The following is a 16,784-nucleotide window of genomic DNA, read 5'->3' on the forward strand; positions in this document are numbered from 1 at the left end:
GTGAGGGGTATATGTCTCACCCCTCACCCGGTTTCTCGCTGCGCTCGAAACCACCCTCTCCCACAAGGGGAGAGGGTGAGACGAGAGCGCCAGTGACGACAACCTTCACCACCCCCCTTCCCATCGATGCGGTTCTGGACGAACTCGCGCAGACGCTGGCGAGCGACAACGCCGCCGTGCTGGTCGCCTCGCCCGGTGCGGGCAAGACCACCCGAGTGCCGCTGGCGCTGCGTGATGCGCCGTGGGTGAAGGGTGGAAAGATTATCGTGCTGGAGCCGCGCCGCATCGCCGCGCGTGCCGCGGCTGAGCGGATGGCGCAGACGCTTGGCGAAAAGGTCGGCGAGCGTGTCGGCTATCGTGTGCGGTTCGGCTCGAAGATCTCGCGCAAGACCCAGATCGAGGTGGTGACAGAGGGCATCTTCACCCGTCAGATCCTCGACGATCCTGAACTCACCGGCGTCGCTGCCGTGCTGTTCGACGAATTCCACGAGCGGTCGCTCGATGCCGATCTCGGCCTTGCGCTGGCGCGCGACGCGCAAACCGGCCTGCGCGAGGATTTGCGCATTCTGGTGATGTCGGCGACGCTCGACGGCGCGCGGGTTGCCAAACTGCTCGGTAATGCGCCGGTGATTGAAAGCGAGGGCCGCGCTTATCCGGTGGAGACACGCTATCTCGGCCGCAAGGCGGATGCGCCGATCGAGCGGCAGATGGCGGATGCGATCGCCTCAGCATTACGAAGCGAGAATGGATCGGTGCTGGCGTTTCTGCCGGGCGCTTCTGAGATTCGCCGCACGCAGACATTTCTCGCCGAGCGCATCAGCGATCCTGCCATCGAGATCGTGCCGCTGTTTGGCGCGCTCGACGCAGCCGTGCAGGATCGCGCCATCGCGCCTGCGCCGAAGGGCACGCGCAAAGTGGTGCTTGCAACATCGATTGCGGAAACTTCGCTTACGATTGAGGGCGTGCGAATCGTGGTCGATTGCGGGCTCGCGCGGGTGCCGCGCTATGAGCCCGATATCGGCTTGACACGGCTTGAGACTGTACGCGCCTCGCGCGCGGCGGTCGATCAGCGCCGTGGCCGCGCCGGTCGCACCGAGCCCGGCGTTTGCTATCGGCTGTGGGACGAGCCGCAGACAGCGTCGTTCGAGGCGTTCACGCGGCCAGAGATTTTGTCCGCCGATCTGTCCTCGCTGGTGCTCGACCTCGCGCATTGGGGTGTGGCTGACCCGGCGACGCTTGCGTTTCTCGACCCGCCGCCGGCGGTCGCGTTGAAAGAAGCGACTGCGTTGCTGCGCGAACTCGGTGCGCTCGATGCCGCGGGCCGGATTACACCAGAGGGCAAGCGCTTGCGCGCGCTGGCGCTGCCGCCGCGGTTGGCACGGATGATCGTCGATGCTGCGGGGCAGGGCGCAGGTGAGGCGGCGGCGCGCATCGCTGCGGTCCTCACTGAGCGCGGGCTCGGTGGCGACAGCGTCGATCTCGATGCGCGGCTTGAGAATTTCGCGCGCGACCGCTCACCGCGTGCGCAGGGTGCTAGGCAGTTGGCGCAGCGCTGGGTGACGCAAGTGAAAGAAAGCCCCTCACCCGCCGAACCTCCTGCTGCGCAGGACGCTCGCCACCCTCTCCCCGCTGGGCGGGGAGAGGGTCGAGAGGCGCTATCGACAGGCGAGATTCTCGCGCTGGCGTTTCCGGATCGCGTGGCGCGTCATCGCGGCAAGGGCAGTTTCACACTGGCGAACGGCCGCGGCGCGCAGGTCGATCCGGCTTCGCGGCTGGCGCGCGAGCCATACCTAGCGGTCGCGGAGTTGACCGGCACGGCCGCCAACGGCCGCATTCTGCTCGCTGCGCCGATCACGCAAGGCGAGATCGAGCGGATTTTTGCCGCGCAGATCGAGACGGCGGATGAGGTCTCGTTCGACAGATCCGCGATGGCGCTGCGGGCGCGGCGGCGCAAGCGGTTGCATGCCATCACGCTGTCGGAGCAGAATCTGCCGGTGACACCGTCGGCCGACACGGCGACGGTTTTCGCCGACGCGCTCGCGGCAAGCGGGTTCGACCGTCTGCCGTGGTCGAAGGCGCTGAAGCAGTGGCGCGACCGTGTCATGTTTCTGCGCGCAACCGCGCCCGACGAGTGGCCCGATCTGTCCGATGCCGCGCTTGCGGCAAATCGCTCGGAATGGCTGGAGCCGATGCTGACCGACAAGACCGCGCTGTCCGATATCTCGGCTGGCGACCTGTCGGATGCGGTGATGGCGCTGCTGCCTTGGGACAAGCGTGCGCGACTCGAGCGCGAGGCACCCACCCATTTTACCGCGCCGACCGGCACGGCGCTGCCGATCGACTACGAGGCGGAGGAGGGGCCGAAGATTTCCGTGCGCCTGCAGGAATTGTTCGGGCTCAACGTGCACCCCGCGATTGCGCAGGGACGCTTGCCGCTCGTCGTCGAACTGTTGTCGCCCGCGCATCGCCCCGTGCAGGTGACGTGCGATCTGCCGGGCTTCTGGCGCGGCTCTTACGCCGGGGTGCGCGCGGACCTGCGCGGCCGCTACCCGCGCCACCCCTGGCCGGACGATCCGGCGGCGGCCGCTCCGACGCGCCGGGCGAAGCCACGGGGAACCTGACTCCCTCGCACCGCAACCGGGGAGAGGTTCCATCCGCCATTAAGACTTTGCTTACCCTATTCGCCGAAACAGGACGGGAGGCCCCGCGGGACGGGGCCTTCGTTAACCCCTCGCGAGGGGGAGTGAACCGGTCCGAATCGGCCACAGGCGGGTTCGGGCGGGCCATAGTTTGAGAAAGCAGGCGCCGGCGAATGCGTACCGTCCTGATCGTCGCGGTTATCATGGCCGCTTCCGGCAGTTATCTGGCGAAGGTCGCCGAGCGGCTCGACCTGCCGTTGCCGGCCAAGACCGAAAGCGCGTCGAAAGACATGAACGCCTTTGCGATGGCGGAGGTAGAGCCCGGCGTGCGCAAGGTGGCGCTGCGCTCCGACAGAAGCGGGCATTTCCGTGCCGAGGCGCGCGTTGATGGCCGCGACCTCGATTTTCTGGTCGATACCGGCGCGACGGTGATCGCGCTGACGCAGAAGGATGCGGAGCGGATCGGCATCCGGCCATTCCTCAATGAGTACACCACCAGCGTGAATACGGCGAATGGCCCGGCGAAAGCTGCGCGCGCCCGCATCAGCCGTATCGATATCGGCGGCGTCGTGGTGCGCGATGTCGATGCGCTGGTGATGCCGGAAGGCGCGCTGAAACAGAACCTGCTCGGCATGACGTACCTGTCGAAGCTCAAGCGTTTTGAATACAGCCGCGGCCAGTTGGTGCTGGAGCAGTAAGGCCACAAGGCCGTCATTGCCGGGCTCGACCCGGCAATCCATCGAATAAATTTTTTTATGATGGATGCGCGGGTCATAGGCGAGCGGAAGCGACGCCGTTCTTCGAACGGCTATGCCCGCGCATGACACTTCATCAGGTTTCACACTCGCCGAAACACCACACTGAGATTGTTCGCCGGCATCAGCGTCACTTCGGGTGCGGAAAAGCCTGCGGTGCGCGCGAGGTCCGCGACGTCTTCCAGCTTGCGAAGTCCCCATGCCGGGTTGCGCGATTTGAGGTCGGCATCGAACGCCTCGTTGCTCGCGGCGGTGACGACGCCCTTCTGCCGATAGGGGCCGTAGAGATAGAGCGGTGCGCCGGGCGATAGGATTCGCGCCGCGCCCTGTAAGAGCGCAGGCGTCGCCTCCCACGGCGCGATGTGAATCATGTTGATGCACACTACTGCGTCGGCGGCATCGATCGGCCATTTGTCCTGCACGTGGAATGCGAGCGGCGGCAGCACGTTGGAAAGCCCCAACCGCTCCGTCCAGGCGGCGACGCTGCGCCGTGCAGCGTCCTCCGGGTCGGACGGCTGGAAGGTGAGCTGCGGCAGCGCGGCAGCGAAATGCACGACATGCTCGCCCGAGCCGCTTGCGATTTCCAGAACCAGCCCCGAGGCCGGCAGGACGCCGCGCAGCACGCCGAGAATGACGTCACGGTTGCGTTGCGTGGCCGGGTAGTAGAGGCGGGCGTCGGTCATGACAGGAGGAATGCGTTAGCCTTCTGGCCGTAATATGACTGCCAAACTGCCGCAATTCATTCCTAGAACGCCAGTCCCTCCTTTTCTCAAGCCGTCGCTCTCGCTATGGCTTGCCACAGTTCTTTCCACGAGGCCCTCTCCATGTTTCCGAAGCCGAAAGCCGAGCTGAAGCCCAATACCTACGCCTATGAATCCGAGCCGATGGTGAAGGCCACCGGCTTCCGCGAATACGATGCGCGATGGCTGTTCGGCAAGGAAATCAACCTGATGGGCGTTCAGGCGCTCGGCATGGGCCTCGGCACCATGATCGGCGAGATGAGTGTGAAGCAGGAGATCGTGGTCGGCCACGACTTCCGTGGCTACTCGGCCTCGATCAAATACGCGCTGATCTCGGGCCTGCTCGCGGCCGGCTGCAAGGTGCACGACATCGGCCTTGCGGTGACGCCGATGGCCTATTTCGCGCAGTTCGATCTCGACGTGCCTTGCGTGGCGATGGTCACGGCCTCGCATAACGACAATGGCTGGACCGGCGTGAAGATGGGCGCGAACCGGCCGCTCACCTTCGGTCCCGACGAGATGACGCGGCTGAAGGAGATTGTGTTGGGCGCGGCCTTCAAGCTGCAGCCGGCCGGTGGCTATCAGTTTCACGAGAATTTCCCGGCGCGCTACATCGCGGACCTCACCAAGCGCAAGCCGTTCTCGCGCCGCATCCGCGCGGTGGTCGCCTGCGGCAATGGCACGGCGGGCGCATTCGCACCGCAGGTGCTGGAAAAGCTCGGCGTCGACGTTATCCCGCTCGATACCGAACTCGACCACACCTTCCCGAAATACAATCCGAATCCTGAAGACCTTGAGATGCTGCATGCAATCCGCGACGCGGTGCTCGAACACAAGGCCGATGTCGGCCTCGGCTTCGACGGCGATGGCGATCGCTGTGGCGTGGTCGACGACACCGGTGAGGAAATCTTCGCCGACAAGGTCGGCGTGATGCTGGCGCGCGATATGTCGGCATTGCACAAGAACGCGCAGTTCGTCGTCGACGTGAAGTCGACCGGATTGTTCGTCACCGATCCGGTGCTCTCGAGGCAGGGCGCTCAGGCGAGTTACTGGAAGACCGGCCACTCCTACATGAAGCGCCGCACGCATGAGCTTGGCGCGCTGGCGGGCTTCGAGAAGTCCGGCCACTTCTTCTTCAATGCGCCGTTCGGGCGTGGCTATGACGACGGTCTCGTCTCCGCGATCGCGATCTGCGAGATGCTCGACCACGCGCCCGGCAAGAAGATGTCGGACCTGAAGAACGCGTTGCCGAAAACCTGGTCGTCGCCGACGATGTCGCCGCACTGCGCGGACGAAGCGAAGTACGGCATCGTCGACAAGGTGGTGAAGCATTTCGAGACGGCGAAGGCGAAGGGCGACAAGGTCGCCGGTCAGCCGATCCGCGATCTCGTCACAGTGAACGGCGTGCGCGTCACCTGCGAGGACGGAAGCTGGGGCCTTGTGCGCGCATCATCGAACAAGCCCGAACTTGTCGTGGTGGTGGAAAGCCCGGTCTCCGAGAAGCGCATGCGCGAGATGTTCGAGGCGATGGACAGCGTTCTGCGCACCCATCCCGAAGTCGGCGAATACAATCAGAAGATTTAAGCCCCGCTGGAATTGCGGCGAGACTCAAAGCGGGTTTGCCCGGCGTAAAGCCGGGAATGACGCGTTACCTGACGCCTTCTCTGCCGCTCAGCGCAGGTTGGAGGCGTAGTGGATATGGTCGGTGAGGCAATGCGAGGTGCGCAGTTCGACCGGCCGCTCGCCGAGGTCGCGCGCGATACGGCGGATCTGCAAGAGCGCTGTTCCCGGCTCGCAGCCCAGTGTCTGTGCGATTGCCTTGGTCGCCGAGACCGCCCGCAACTGTTCGTCCGCCTGCGCAATGGTGATGCGCCAGCGCGTCGAGAACAGCTGATAGAGATTGTTTGGCAACACCGTCGCTTCCGGCAGGTCCGGAAACCGCGCCACCGCCAGCACGACCACTTCGGTCAGGATCAGCATCTGGCCGAATGAACGATTGCGGCGAATCCGCCACACCGCGTCACCCGGATGGATCGCCAGCGCGGCGGCTTCCTCGGCCGTCGCCGCACCTTTCGTGCGCGATAGAAAACGCGACACCGGAAAGGTCGGCTCCGCCTTGTCGGGCGTGAGGTGGAAGAACTTGAACAGAATGCGCGAGTCTTCGGGCTCGGTGACGAACGTCCCGCGCCCCTGCTGACGGGTCAGCAACCGCTCCGCGGTCATCTCATTCAGCGCCTTGCGGACCGTGCCCTGACTCACGCCAAACTTGCGCGCCAGCTCGATCTCGCTCGGAATGAGCATGCCCGGTGCCCAGGTACGATCCTCCAGATGGTGCAGGAACTGCTCCCTGATCTGGGAATATAACGGCCTGGTGCCAATTGCCTTCGCCACGTCTTTTGCGACTCCTCTGGGATTCGGTTTCGCCCGGAAACTATCCGTTTCTCCTTGACACTGCCAACAAGATAATATCTTATATAAGATATAAGACCAACTCTTTAAAGAGGAGCGCGTGGACCGTGTCCATTCCCCAACTTCTTGTGCACGAGCACAAAGACAATGTTGGCGTTGTCGTCGTCGAGGGCCTGAAGGCCGGGACGAAAATGCTGTGTGTCGTTACTCACGATAATTCGAGCTTCGAGCTCGTTGCCGGCGCGGATGTGCCGATCGGGCACAAGATCGCGCTAAAGGACATCAAGAGCGGCGACACCGCGATGAAGTACGGCGAGGATATCGGCAAGTTTACCGCTGATGTCGCGAAGGGTGGACACGTCCATGTCCACAACCTCAAGACCAAGCGCTGGTAAGGGAGGCGCGACAATCATGGCTAGTAAATATTCCAACCTCACCTTCAAGGGATATCGCCGCGAGAACGGCCGCGTCGGCGTCCGCAATCATGTCCTTATCCTTCCGGTGGACGATATTTCCAACGCTGCCTGTGAGGCGGTCGCCAACAACATCAAGGGCACGCTCGCGATTCCGCACGCCTACGGGCGGTTGCAGTTCGGCGAAGACCTTGAATTGCACTTCCGCACCATCATCGGCACCGGCGCCAACCCGAACGTCGCGGCCTGCGTCGTGATCGGCATCGAGCCCGGCTGGACCAAGCGCGTGGCCGATGGCATCGCCGCCACCGGCAAGCCGGTTGCGAGCTTCTCGATCGAGCAGAACGGCGATCTCAAGACCATCATGAACGCTTCGCGCGCCGCGAAGGATTTCGTTCAGCACGCGACCGAACTGCAGCGCGAGGAATGCTCGGTCTCCGAGCTGTGGGTCTCGACCAAGTGCGGCGAGAGCGACACCACCACCGGTCTTGGCTCCTGCCCGACTGTCGGCAACATGTACGACAAGCTGCTTCCCGAAGGCATCTACGGCTGCTTCGGCGAGACTTCGGAGATCACCGGCGCGGAGCACATCTGCAAGACGCGCGCGGCGACGCCGGAAGTCGGCGAGCGCTGGCACAAGATGTGGAAGGCCTATTCCGACGACGTGATCTTCAAGAACCAGACCGACGACCTGTCGGAAAGCCAGCCGACCAAGGGCAACATCGAGGGTGGTCTTTCCACCATCGAGGAGAAGGCTCTCGGCAACCTCGAGAAGATCGGCCGCACCTCGCGCTACATCGACATTCTCGAGCCGGCCGAGGCGCCGAAGTCGGGCAAGGGTCTTTACTTCATGGACTCCTCGTCGGCCGCGGCCGAGTGCGTCACCCTGATGGCTGCGGGCGGCTATGTCGTCCACACCTTCCCGACCGGCCAGGGCAACGTGATCGGCAACCCGATCGTGCCGGTGATCAAGATCACCGCCAACCCGCGCACGCTCCGCACCATGAGCGAGCATATCGACGTCGACGTCACCGGCATCCTCCGCCGCGAGATGACCATCGACCAGGCGGGCGATGCGCTGATCGACATGATCATGCGGACCGCGAGCGGCCGCAATACTGCGGCGGAAGCGCTCGGCCATCGTGAGTTCTCGATGACGAAGCTCTATCGCAGCGCCTGAGACTTTCTCTCGCCGCTCGCAGCGGCGAGAGTCCTCGTAGAGAAAAAGACGCCGGCCTTTCGAGGCCGGCGTTTTTTGTGCCTGCAAGTCCGGAGCAGTTTGCACTTTGAAGAGAGCAGTTTGATCAGGCCGACGCGGACATGACTTGTCGGAGAAATCTACGAACGCCTGTGCTGGAGAGGTCGATAGGTCCCGCAAGAGTTATGTTCGCTTCGGCCTTGAAGCCGCTCTGCGCTGCATTCAAGAGTATTGCGCGGCAATGACGGGCGGGGGAGCGACATCGCTCCTCTCAAACCCTCCACTGTCCGAAGCAGACGAACTATCGAGATGGCTGGTTGCCGTTCAATAGTGACCGCACCATTTGCGACGATCCCGCCAGACCGGCGATCGCTTGAACGATGCGGACATCGACACCTCCGTCATCGAGGCGATGAAGTTTATACGGCACCGGCAAACAAAAGGGGCGTGGTGATGCTCAGCATCGCCCACGCCCCTGACTGGCTTTGCAATCGCTCCCGTTATTCGGCGAACACTTCCTCGCGTTCCTTGCGGACCACCGGGATGATCGTCAGCACGAGGAGGAACACCGAGAATGCGAGCAGCACGGCGCTCCACGGGTGGGTGATGAAAACCCACGGATCGCCGCGGGACAGCACCAGCGCGCGCCGCAGGTTCTCTTCCATCAACTCGCCGAGGACGAACCCGAGCAGCAGGGGCGCCGCTTCGAAACCGACTTTTGCCAGAAGCAATCCGACGACACCGAACAGGCCGATCAGCAACACGTCGGTCTGCTGGGAGTTGATCGAATAGATGCCGACACAGCAGAACACGAGAATGGTCGGGTACATCAGCCGGTAGGGCACTTTCAGGAGGCGCACCCACAGGCCCACGAGCGGCAGGTTGATGACGAGAAGCATCAGGTTGCCGAGCCACATCGAGGCGATCATGCCCCAGAACAGCTTGGGATGAGACGCGATCACCTGCGGGCCGGGCACGATGCCGAAGATCGTCATTGCGCCGACCATCAGCGCCATCACCGCGTTCGGCGGAATGCCGAGCGTCAGCATCGGAATGAATGACGTCTGCGCACCGGCATTGTTGGCGGCTTCCGGCCCCGCAACGCCTTCGATCGCACCCTTGCCGAACCGGCTCGGGTCCTTGGCGAGTTTCTTTTCGAGGGTGTAGGACGCGAACGGGCCAAGCACCGCGCCATTGCCGGGCAAAAGTCCGAGAATGGCGCCGAGGCCAGTGCCTCGCAGGATCGGTTTCGCCGACTGACGCAATTCATCCAGGCCGGGCAGTAGCCGGCCGATCCTGTCCCGCACGACGTCGCGGGCTTCCGGCGACTCGAGATTGCGGATGATCTCGGCGATGCCGAACAGGCCCATCGCCAGCACCGAGAAGTCGATGCCGTCGGTGAGGAACGGCATGTTGAACGTCATGCGCGTCTCACCAGTTTCGAGATCCGCGCCGACGCAGGACAGCAGGATTCCGACCAGCACCATTGCAATGGCTTTCGGCACCGATCCGCTCGCGAGCACGATGGCGAACACGAGACCAAGCACCATCAGCGAGAAATATTCGGTCGGCCCGAACAGCAATGCGAGCCCGGTGAGCGGCTTGCCGAGCGCGGCGATCACCAGCGTCGCAACCGTGCCCGCGAAGAACGAGCCGATCGCCGCGATGCCGAGCGCGATGCCGGCGCGGCCGCGTCGCGCCATCTGGTGGCCGTCGAGCGTGGTGATGACGGCCGTTGCTTCGCCTGGAATGTTGACGAGGATCGCGGTTGTCGAGCCGCCATACTGCGCACCGTAATAGATGCCGGCCAGCATGATGAGCGCGCCGGTCGGATCGAGACCGAAGGTGATCGGCAGCAGCATCGCGATGGTTGCGATCGGGCCAACGCCCGGCAGCACACCGATCAGCGTGCCGACGAGACAGCCGATAAAGCAGTAGCCGATATTCTGCAGAGTAAGTGCAACGGTGAAGCCGAGGCCGAGATTGCCAAGAAGTTCGCTCATGCGGCCACTCCCTTGGCGTTACGCTGGCGGCGAATGAGGTACAGGCCGAGGGCGATCACGGTGTAGATCGCGACGATCAGGCGGAGCACCTGACGCTGATCCCATCCCGAGAAAAATGTGAGCAGCGAGATCGGCATCACCGGGATCGGAAGCGAGAGCATATCGCCGAACAGCAACATGCAGAAGGCTGTCAGTGCCATCGCAAGAATGGCGAGGTCGAGCCAGTCGCGCTCACGCTGGGCAAAGCCCGAGGCGAGCACTGTGACCGGTCCCGCAACCATCAGGCCCAGTCCCGGCATCGACAGTGATCCAAACGACCATGAGCGGATCGTTGCGGCGAAGATGATGATCGATATCATCAAGACAATGATCGGGCGGATTGCGACGCGTTCGATGCGCAGCGGATCGATGCGTGCGCCGATCGTTGCGATGAAAATTCCGCAGATGCCGATCAGGATCGCGACGCCGCGCGGGAGTCCACCCGGGCCCATGCTGCGCAGCGTGCCGCTATCGAGATCTCCCAGCGCCCAGAATGCAAAAACAGCAAACGCAATGAGTGCAAGACCACCGACAACGGACTGATTGAGCAATAACGATTGCTCATTCGCCGTCTCTCTCTCCGACATATTCGACCCTCCCTCGGTGTGAGAGCTTTTGCCCTCTTAGACCAACATCAGTTCGAGCGACGCTTGGTAGCTTCGTGTGGGAATGACTCTTTGGCCGTTCCCTGCTACCCTTGTCTTATAGAAGATATATGATATAAGAGCAAGATAGAGCTAAGGTCGGAGAGCTTGTGCGCTGAGCCTCCGCTGCATTTTCAACAGCGCTGATTAAAGGGAGGGAAGATTACATGCGCAATCGCTCAGTTTGGCACGCTTGCCTCACAGGAGTTGCAGGAATTCTAATGCTGGCGGGAACCGCCGTCGCTCAGGATTATCCAACTCGTCCGATCACAATGATCGTTCCCTTTGCTGCGGGCGGACCGAGTGACGCGATCGGGCGCCTTGTCGCTCAGTCGATGTCGAAGTCCCTCGGCCAGCAGGTCGTTGTCGAAAGCGTCAGCGGTGCCGGCGGTACGGTCGGCGCTTCGCGTCTCGCGCGTTCCGATGCCGACGGCTACACCATCCTCATTCACCACGTTGCTCTTGCTGCGGGTGCATCGCTCTACAAGAACCTCGACTACGATACGTCGACGGCATTCGCGCCGATCGGCCTTGTCAACCGAGGACCGATGGTTCTCCTCAGCCGAAAGAATTACGAGGCAAGCGATGCGAAGGCGCTGCTCGGCATTATGCGCGAGCAGGGCACCAAGGTCAGCGTCGGTCACGCCGGCGTCGGCTCCAACTCGCACCTCTGCACGCTGCTGATGCAGGAAGCGCTGAACAGCAAGTTCACGCTCGTCGCCTATAAGGGCACGGGCCCGGCCATGAACGATCTGATGGGCGGCCAGCTCGACATTCTGTGCGATCAATCGACGACCGCGATCCCGCAGATCTCCGGCAAGATGATCAAGGGCTATGCGGTGACCTCCGCCGAGCGCCTCGATGCGCTCAAGGACCTTCCGACCCTGCAGGAAGCCGGGCTGAAGGATTTCAACTTCACGATCTGGCACGGCCTCTATGCTCCGGCGAAGACCCCCGAGCCCATCGTCAAGAAGCTGAACGAGGCGCTGCAGGCTGCGCTTTCCGACCAGTCCGTGCTGCAGCGTTTTGCCGAGGTGGGCACCAGCCCGTTCCCGGCTGACCAGCGCACTCCGGCTGCTCACAAGAAGCAGTTCGATCATGAGATCGCCGTCTGGAAAGACGTGATCGGCAAGAACAAGAAGTAAGCTCTGACAGCATCAAATCGGGAGCCGCATTGCGGCTCCCGATTACTTTCACGTGCCTATCAAGCAGAGAACCCGATGATACTGATCACTGAATTCATGGACGAAGATGCCATCCGTGACGGGTTGGCGGGTTTTGACGTTCGCTACGATCCCACTCTTGTCGATCAGCCGCAGGCCTTGCTGGAAGCCGTGCGCGAGGCGCGCGCGCTGATCGTGCGCAATCGCACTCAGGTGCGCGGTGACGTGCTGGCAGCCGCCACCAAGCTCGAAGTCATCGGGCGCCTCGGCGTCGGCCTCGACAATATCGATGTCGAAGCCTGTCGCGCCCGCAACATCAAGGTTTATCCGGCCTCGGGGGCCAACGACGTTTCAGTCGCGGAATATGTGATCGCGACTGCCATGGTGCTGCTGCGTGGCGCCTATCAGGCGACGCCGGAACTGGTTGCCGGGCAATGGCCGCGCAATCGGCTGGTCGGCCGTGAGATTTCAGGAAAGTGTCTGGGCCTGATCGGCTTCGGCTCGATCGCCCGCGAGACGGCGCAGCGCGCTGCAGCGCTTGGTATGACAGTCGTTGCCTTCGATCCCTACGTTGCCGCCGACGCGCCGGTGTGGACGCAGCCGTGGGGCAAGGTGCAGTCGCTCGATCTTGCTAAACTGCTTGCGGCCGCCGATGTGATGTCGCTGCATGTGCCGCTGACGCCCGAGACGCGTTCGATGATTGATGCCAAGGCCATTGCCGGCATGAAGAACGATGCTGTCATCATCAACGCCGCGCGCGGTGGCGTGGTGGATGAGGCGGCCGTGGCCGCGGCCCTTAAAGCCGGTAAGCTTGGCGGCGCCGCGCTCGACGTGTTCGACAAGGAGCCGATCGGCAACAGCGGCGCGGTGTTCGCGGATGCGCCGAACCTCATTCTCACGCCGCACATCGCCGGCGTGACGGTGGAGTCCAACGTGCGCGTGTCGCGCGTGACGGTGGACAATGTCGCCCGCCATCTCAAGGGGGCGTGAGCATGTCGAAGATCAGCCTGGTTGAAGCAAACAATCTTATCACCGATGCTCTGGTGCGGGCCGGGACATTGCGTGAGACCGCCGCCGTTGTCGCGCGCTCACTGGTTGGCGCCGAAGCGAGCGGCCTGAAGGGCCATGGCCTGTCGCGCGTGCCGACCTATGCTGCGCAGGTCAAAGCCGGCAAGATCGATGGCCGCGCCGTGCCAGTCATGACGCGTTCCGCGCCTGGCGTTCTCGCGATCGATGCGGCGCTCGGCTTTGCCTATCCCGCGCTTGAGCTTGCGATCACCGAACTGCCTGCCGTCACGCGGTCGCAGGGCGTAGCGGTGGCCGCCATTCGCCGCTCGCACCATTGCGGTGCGGCTGGTCAGCCGGTCGAGCGACTGGCGGAAGCGGGCCTCGTCGCACTGCTGTTCGCCAACACCCCGGCCGCCATCGCGCCGTGGGGCGGTTCAAAACCGGTGTTCGGCACCAACCCGATTGCATTTGCCTGTCCGCTGCCCGATGGCGCGCCGATTGTTGCCGACCTCTCGCTGTCGAAAGTCGCGCGCGGCAATATCCTGGCCGCAAAGCAGAAGGGAGAGCCGATCCCCGAGGGCTGGGCGCTTGATGAAGCCGGACAGCCGACCACCGATCCGGTCGCGGCATTGAAGGGCACGATGGTTCCGGCGGGCGATGCCAAGGGCACCGTACTGGCGATGATCGTCGAACTTCTTGCCGCAGGTCTCACGAATGCGACTTACGCAGCGGATGCCTCGTCTTTCCTCGATGCGAACGGGCCGTCACCTGCGACCGGACAACTGATCGTTGCGTTCGATCCCAAGATCATCGGTGGTGCTGGAATTCTCACGCACTTCGCCGAGCTTGCCTCGTCGATCGACACGCAGCCTGGTGCGCGGTTGCCCGGCAGCCGCCGCCTCAAGCTGCGCGATACGGCCGAGGCCAACGGCATTGAGGTTTCGGACGAGACGCTCGCCGCGATCAAGGCGATCTGACACGCCGGGATTAGCGCAGTACGCTCTGGGATCGTCATTGTGAGCGGAGCGAAGCAATCCAGACGTCATTTTGCCTCGCATTCGAACTGGATTGCTTCGTCGCGTTGCTCCTCGCAATGACGTGAGGAGGATGTCTTCGTCAAACTGCTTACTTCTTCTCCGTGATCAGCTTCTGCAACTCCTGCTCGGCGCGGGTGATGTGGTGCTCCTTGTGATGCAGCAGCGAGAACCGCCGCGCGGGCATCGGCACCGTCAGCTCGATCAGGGCGCGTGAGTGCACGAGGCCCTCGACCACGATGCGCGACATGATGGTGGCGCCCGCGCCCGCAAGCACCGCCGCGCGCACCGACTCGTTGGACGGCAACTCGAGCGCGATATCGATCTCGTCGGGAGCGACACCTAACCCCTTGAGCGTCGCCTCGAGAACATGGCGCGTGCCGGAGCCCTGTTCGCGCACCACCCATTTGGTGGCCTTGAGTTGAGCGGCTGTCGGCGTCCGGCACTTTGCGAGCGGATGCGAGGCGGAGACGATCAGCGCAAGCTCATCGTCCGCAATGGGTGCGGTGGACAGGCCGGGGTTCTCGATCTCGCCTTCGATGAAGCCGAGATTGGCAACGCCTTCCTGCACCCACGCTGCAACCTGCTCGGTGTTGCCGATCTTCAGCGTGATGTCGATGCCGGGATAGCGCTGGCGATAGCGGTGGATCAGCGGCGGCAGCCAGTAATTTCCGACGGTCTGGCTGGCTGCAAGCGTCAGCGTGCCGCGAGTCAGTCCGGCAAGATCGGCGAGAACGGCTTCTGCGGCTGCTGCGCGGGCGAGCATCGCGCGCGCCTCGACCAGAAAGCGGCGGCCGGCGTCGGTCAGCCGGATGTTGCGTCCGACCCGGTCGAACAGCTTGATCGCGTAGCGCTCTTCAAGTGCGGCGACGGCCGCGCTGGTCGCTGATTGAGTCAGATTCAGCGTGCCCGCCGCACGGGTCATGTGCTCGTGCTCCGCAACGGCAACGAAAATGCGAAGCTGTTCGAGCGTCATCCATGATCCTTGAGAGGTAAGGTCCTTAAGAGGTGAGCTTGATCAGCGTCAGGCTGAGGAGCGCGATGAACAGCGACGCCGCGGCGCCCAGCATCAAGGGGCGCAGGCCCTTGGCGTAGAGCTTGCCGATATCGGTTTCAAGTCCCATCGCGGCCAGCGCCATCGACAGCAGAAAGGTGGTGATCGAGACGATCACCGTCTTGGCTTCCGGCGGAACGGTGATGACGCTGTTGAGCGCGATCAGCGCGATGAAGCCGAACACGAACCACGGCAGCGGCGCCTTGGCGCTCGAGGTGCCATGGTTGCGGCGGCTCGCGATCACGCCGAGCGAGATCACCAGCGGCGCCAGCAGCATGACGCGCGATAGCTTGGCGATGGTGCCGAATTCGCCGGCCTGCTTGCCTTCCTGGAACGCGGCGGCGACCACCTGCGCGATTTCATGGATCGAGGAGCCGGTCCACAGGCCGTAGGCGCGCGGGTCGAGATGCAGGAGATGCGTGAGCGTCGGATAGGCGAACATCGCGATCGAGCCGAACACCGTGACGCAGGCGACCGCATAGGCAACGTCCTCGTCACGGGCGTTGGTGACGGTGTTGGTGGCGATCACGGCCGACGCGCCGCAGATCGAGGTGCCCGCGCCGATCAGTTCGGCGAGCTTGGGATCGACGCCGATCAGCTTGCCGAACCAGCCGGTGAACAGGAAGGTCGCGACCAAACAGGTCACGATGATGCCGAAGCCGACCGCGCCGACTTCGATCACCTGCACGACAGTGAGTTGCAGGCCGAGCAGGATGATGGCGCCGCGCAAAATCCGCCGCAGCGAGAAGGTAACGCCGGCTTTGGCGTTGGCCGGCGTGCCGACCAGATTGTGAAAGATCATGCCGAGCAGGATCGCGAGAATCAGCGGGCTGAAGGTGGAAATCACCGGCAGCCGCTGCATGCCGAAGGCGGCCGCCGCGATCAGGGTGGTCAGAAACAGGCCCGGCCAGATGCCGCTGGCGATCCGAAAACGGGGGGTTACAACGGGCTTTTCCTGCGCAGGCGCTGCGCTGGAGACCATATCCATGGCTGAACTCCTGAAATTCCAGCCATTGATCGCAAATCCAGATCAATCATACTAATTTATTATATTATTATATTCAATCGGTAAAAACGATTATTTGGGCGCCAAAAAGGAGCGGCCGTCCGGGGCCGTCTTACGCCAACGCGGGCACCGGCAGCGCCGTCACGGATTTGATCTTCTCCATCGCGAAGCGCGAAGTGACGTTCTTCAGCGCCACCGCGCTGATGAGCTTCTTGTAGAAGATGTCGTAGCTCTGCATGTCGGCGACGACGACGCGCAGCATATAATCGACGTCGCCCGCCATGCGATAGAACTCCATCACTTCCGGCATGGCGCTGACCGCGTCAGCAAACTTCTTCAGCCACGCATCGGAATGGTCGCCGCTCTCCACCGAGACGAACACGGTGATGCCGAGGCCGATCTTGTTCTGATCGACGAGAGCCACGCGGCGCAGGATGATGCCTTCGCTCTCCAGCCGCTGAATTCGCTTCCAGCACGGTGTCGACGATAGCCCGACGCGCTCCCCGATCTCAGCGACCGAGAGCGAGGCGTCTTCCTGCAGGACAGTGAGAATCTTGCGGTCGATGGCGTCGAGCCGGCGTGCCGTGTCGATCGGGGCCGCCGCGAGGGTGGTGTCAGACATGGAATAATTCTTCTATTTAAGGAGGATAAACCGCCATAATATAGAAAAATATTCTCA

General features: G+C 63.0%; 15 protein-coding genes. 8 read left to right on the forward strand and 7 right to left on the reverse strand.

Annotation, left to right across the window (positions count from 1 at the left end):
* Positions 1 to 11 precede the first annotated feature (11 nt).
* Together hrpB and OCA5_RS02900 are read left to right on the forward strand one after the other, a co-directional pair.
* The gene (gene hrpB / locus OCA5_RS02895) at positions 12 to 2,621 is read left to right on the forward strand and encodes an ATP-dependent helicase HrpB (RefSeq protein ID WP_013912822.1); all 2,610 of its coding nucleotides are present in this window, start codon (positions 12 to 14) and stop codon (positions 2,619 to 2,621) included.
* A gap of 191 nt (positions 2,622 to 2,812) precedes the next feature.
* Positions 2,813 to 3,337 (forward strand): TIGR02281 family clan AA aspartic protease, encoded by a 525-nt coding sequence (locus OCA5_RS02900; protein ID WP_012564688.1) that lies wholly within the window; start codon positions 2,813 to 2,815, stop codon positions 3,335 to 3,337.
* 140 nt (positions 3,338 to 3,477) lie between these two features.
* Here OCA5_RS02900 and OCA5_RS02905 read toward each other — a convergent pair whose 3' ends face one another.
* Complete coding sequence (locus tag OCA5_RS02905) at positions 3,478 to 4,077, reverse strand: DUF938 domain-containing protein (RefSeq protein WP_012564687.1); 600 nt, start codon at positions 4,075 to 4,077, stop codon at positions 3,478 to 3,480.
* 141 nt (positions 4,078 to 4,218) lie between these two features.
* Between OCA5_RS02905 and OCA5_RS02910 the strand changes: the two genes are divergently transcribed.
* Positions 4,219 to 5,718 carry a phosphomannomutase/phosphoglucomutase gene (locus OCA5_RS02910; protein WP_012564685.1) on the forward strand — a complete coding sequence of 500 codons (1,500 nt, stop codon included), beginning with the start codon at positions 4,219 to 4,221 and terminating at the stop codon, positions 5,716 to 5,718.
* Positions 5,719 to 5,805: 87 nt separating this feature from the next.
* Here the strand turns inward: OCA5_RS02910 and OCA5_RS02915 are convergent, their stop codons facing one another.
* Complete coding sequence (locus OCA5_RS02915; protein ID WP_012564684.1) at positions 5,806 to 6,525, reverse strand: GntR family transcriptional regulator; 720 nt, start codon at positions 6,523 to 6,525, stop codon at positions 5,806 to 5,808.
* 125 nt (positions 6,526 to 6,650) lie between these two features.
* Here OCA5_RS02915 and OCA5_RS02920 point away from each other — a divergent pair, with 125 nt between their 5' ends.
* Together OCA5_RS02920 and OCA5_RS02925 are read left to right on the forward strand one after the other, a co-directional pair.
* Positions 6,651 to 6,938 (forward strand): UxaA family hydrolase, encoded by a 288-nt coding sequence (locus OCA5_RS02920; protein WP_012564683.1) that lies wholly within the window; start codon positions 6,651 to 6,653, stop codon positions 6,936 to 6,938.
* Between the two features lie 16 nt (positions 6,939 to 6,954).
* On the forward strand, positions 6,955 to 8,136 hold the full coding sequence (locus OCA5_RS02925; protein ID WP_012564682.1) for a UxaA family hydrolase: 1,182 nt from the start codon (positions 6,955 to 6,957) through the stop codon (positions 8,134 to 8,136).
* A gap of 518 nt (positions 8,137 to 8,654) precedes the next feature.
* Here the strand turns inward: OCA5_RS02925 and OCA5_RS02930 are convergent.
* Positions 8,655 to 10,157, reverse strand: a complete 1,503-nt coding sequence (locus tag OCA5_RS02930; protein WP_012564680.1) for a tripartite tricarboxylate transporter permease — start codon at positions 10,155 to 10,157, stop codon at positions 8,655 to 8,657.
* Positions 10,154 to 10,783 carry a tripartite tricarboxylate transporter TctB family protein gene (locus OCA5_RS02935; RefSeq protein WP_012564679.1) on the reverse strand — a complete coding sequence of 210 codons (630 nt, stop codon included), beginning with the start codon at positions 10,781 to 10,783 and terminating at the stop codon, positions 10,154 to 10,156. The genes OCA5_RS02930 and OCA5_RS02935 overlap by 4 nt, the downstream gene beginning before the upstream one ends.
* Positions 10,784 to 11,007: 224 nt before the next feature.
* On the opposite strand from OCA5_RS02935, the gene OCA5_RS02940 reads away from it, so the two are divergent.
* From OCA5_RS02940 to OCA5_RS02950, 3 genes are all read left to right on the forward strand, one after another.
* Positions 11,008 to 11,985 carry a tripartite tricarboxylate transporter substrate-binding protein gene (locus OCA5_RS02940; RefSeq protein ID WP_012564678.1) on the forward strand — a complete coding sequence of 326 codons (978 nt, stop codon included), beginning with the start codon at positions 11,008 to 11,010 and terminating at the stop codon, positions 11,983 to 11,985.
* 75 nt (positions 11,986 to 12,060) lie between these two features.
* Entirely contained in the window at positions 12,061 to 12,993 is a 933-nt protein-coding gene (locus tag OCA5_RS02945) for a hydroxyacid dehydrogenase (RefSeq protein WP_013912823.1), read from the forward strand.
* A 2-nt stretch (positions 12,994 to 12,995) separates the two neighbouring features.
* Positions 12,996 to 13,988 carry an Ldh family oxidoreductase gene (locus OCA5_RS02950; protein WP_012564676.1) on the forward strand — a complete coding sequence of 331 codons (993 nt, stop codon included), beginning with the start codon at positions 12,996 to 12,998 and terminating at the stop codon, positions 13,986 to 13,988.
* Between the two features lie 148 nt (positions 13,989 to 14,136).
* On the opposite strand, the gene OCA5_RS02955 is transcribed toward OCA5_RS02950, so the two are convergent.
* The 3 genes from OCA5_RS02955 to OCA5_RS02965 all read right to left on the reverse strand — a co-directional run bounded on the left by OCA5_RS02955 (position 14,137) and on the right by OCA5_RS02965 (position 16,727).
* Positions 14,137 to 15,021: a LysR family transcriptional regulator gene (locus OCA5_RS02955; protein WP_012564675.1), complete on the reverse strand. Its 885-nt coding sequence runs from the start codon at positions 15,019 to 15,021 to the stop codon at positions 14,137 to 14,139.
* 25 nt (positions 15,022 to 15,046) lie between these two features.
* Positions 15,047 to 16,087: a YeiH family protein gene (locus OCA5_RS02960; RefSeq protein ID WP_013912824.1), complete on the reverse strand. Its 1,041-nt coding sequence runs from the start codon at positions 16,085 to 16,087 to the stop codon at positions 15,047 to 15,049.
* Between the two features lie 130 nt (positions 16,088 to 16,217).
* Positions 16,218 to 16,727, reverse strand: a complete 510-nt coding sequence (locus OCA5_RS02965; RefSeq protein WP_012564674.1) for an Lrp/AsnC family transcriptional regulator — start codon at positions 16,725 to 16,727, stop codon at positions 16,218 to 16,220.
* Positions 16,728 to 16,784 lie beyond the last annotated feature (57 nt).

Source organism: Afipia carboxidovorans OM5, from assembly GCF_000218565.1.
Lineage (GTDB): Bacteria > Pseudomonadota > Alphaproteobacteria > Rhizobiales > Xanthobacteraceae > Afipia > Afipia carboxidovorans.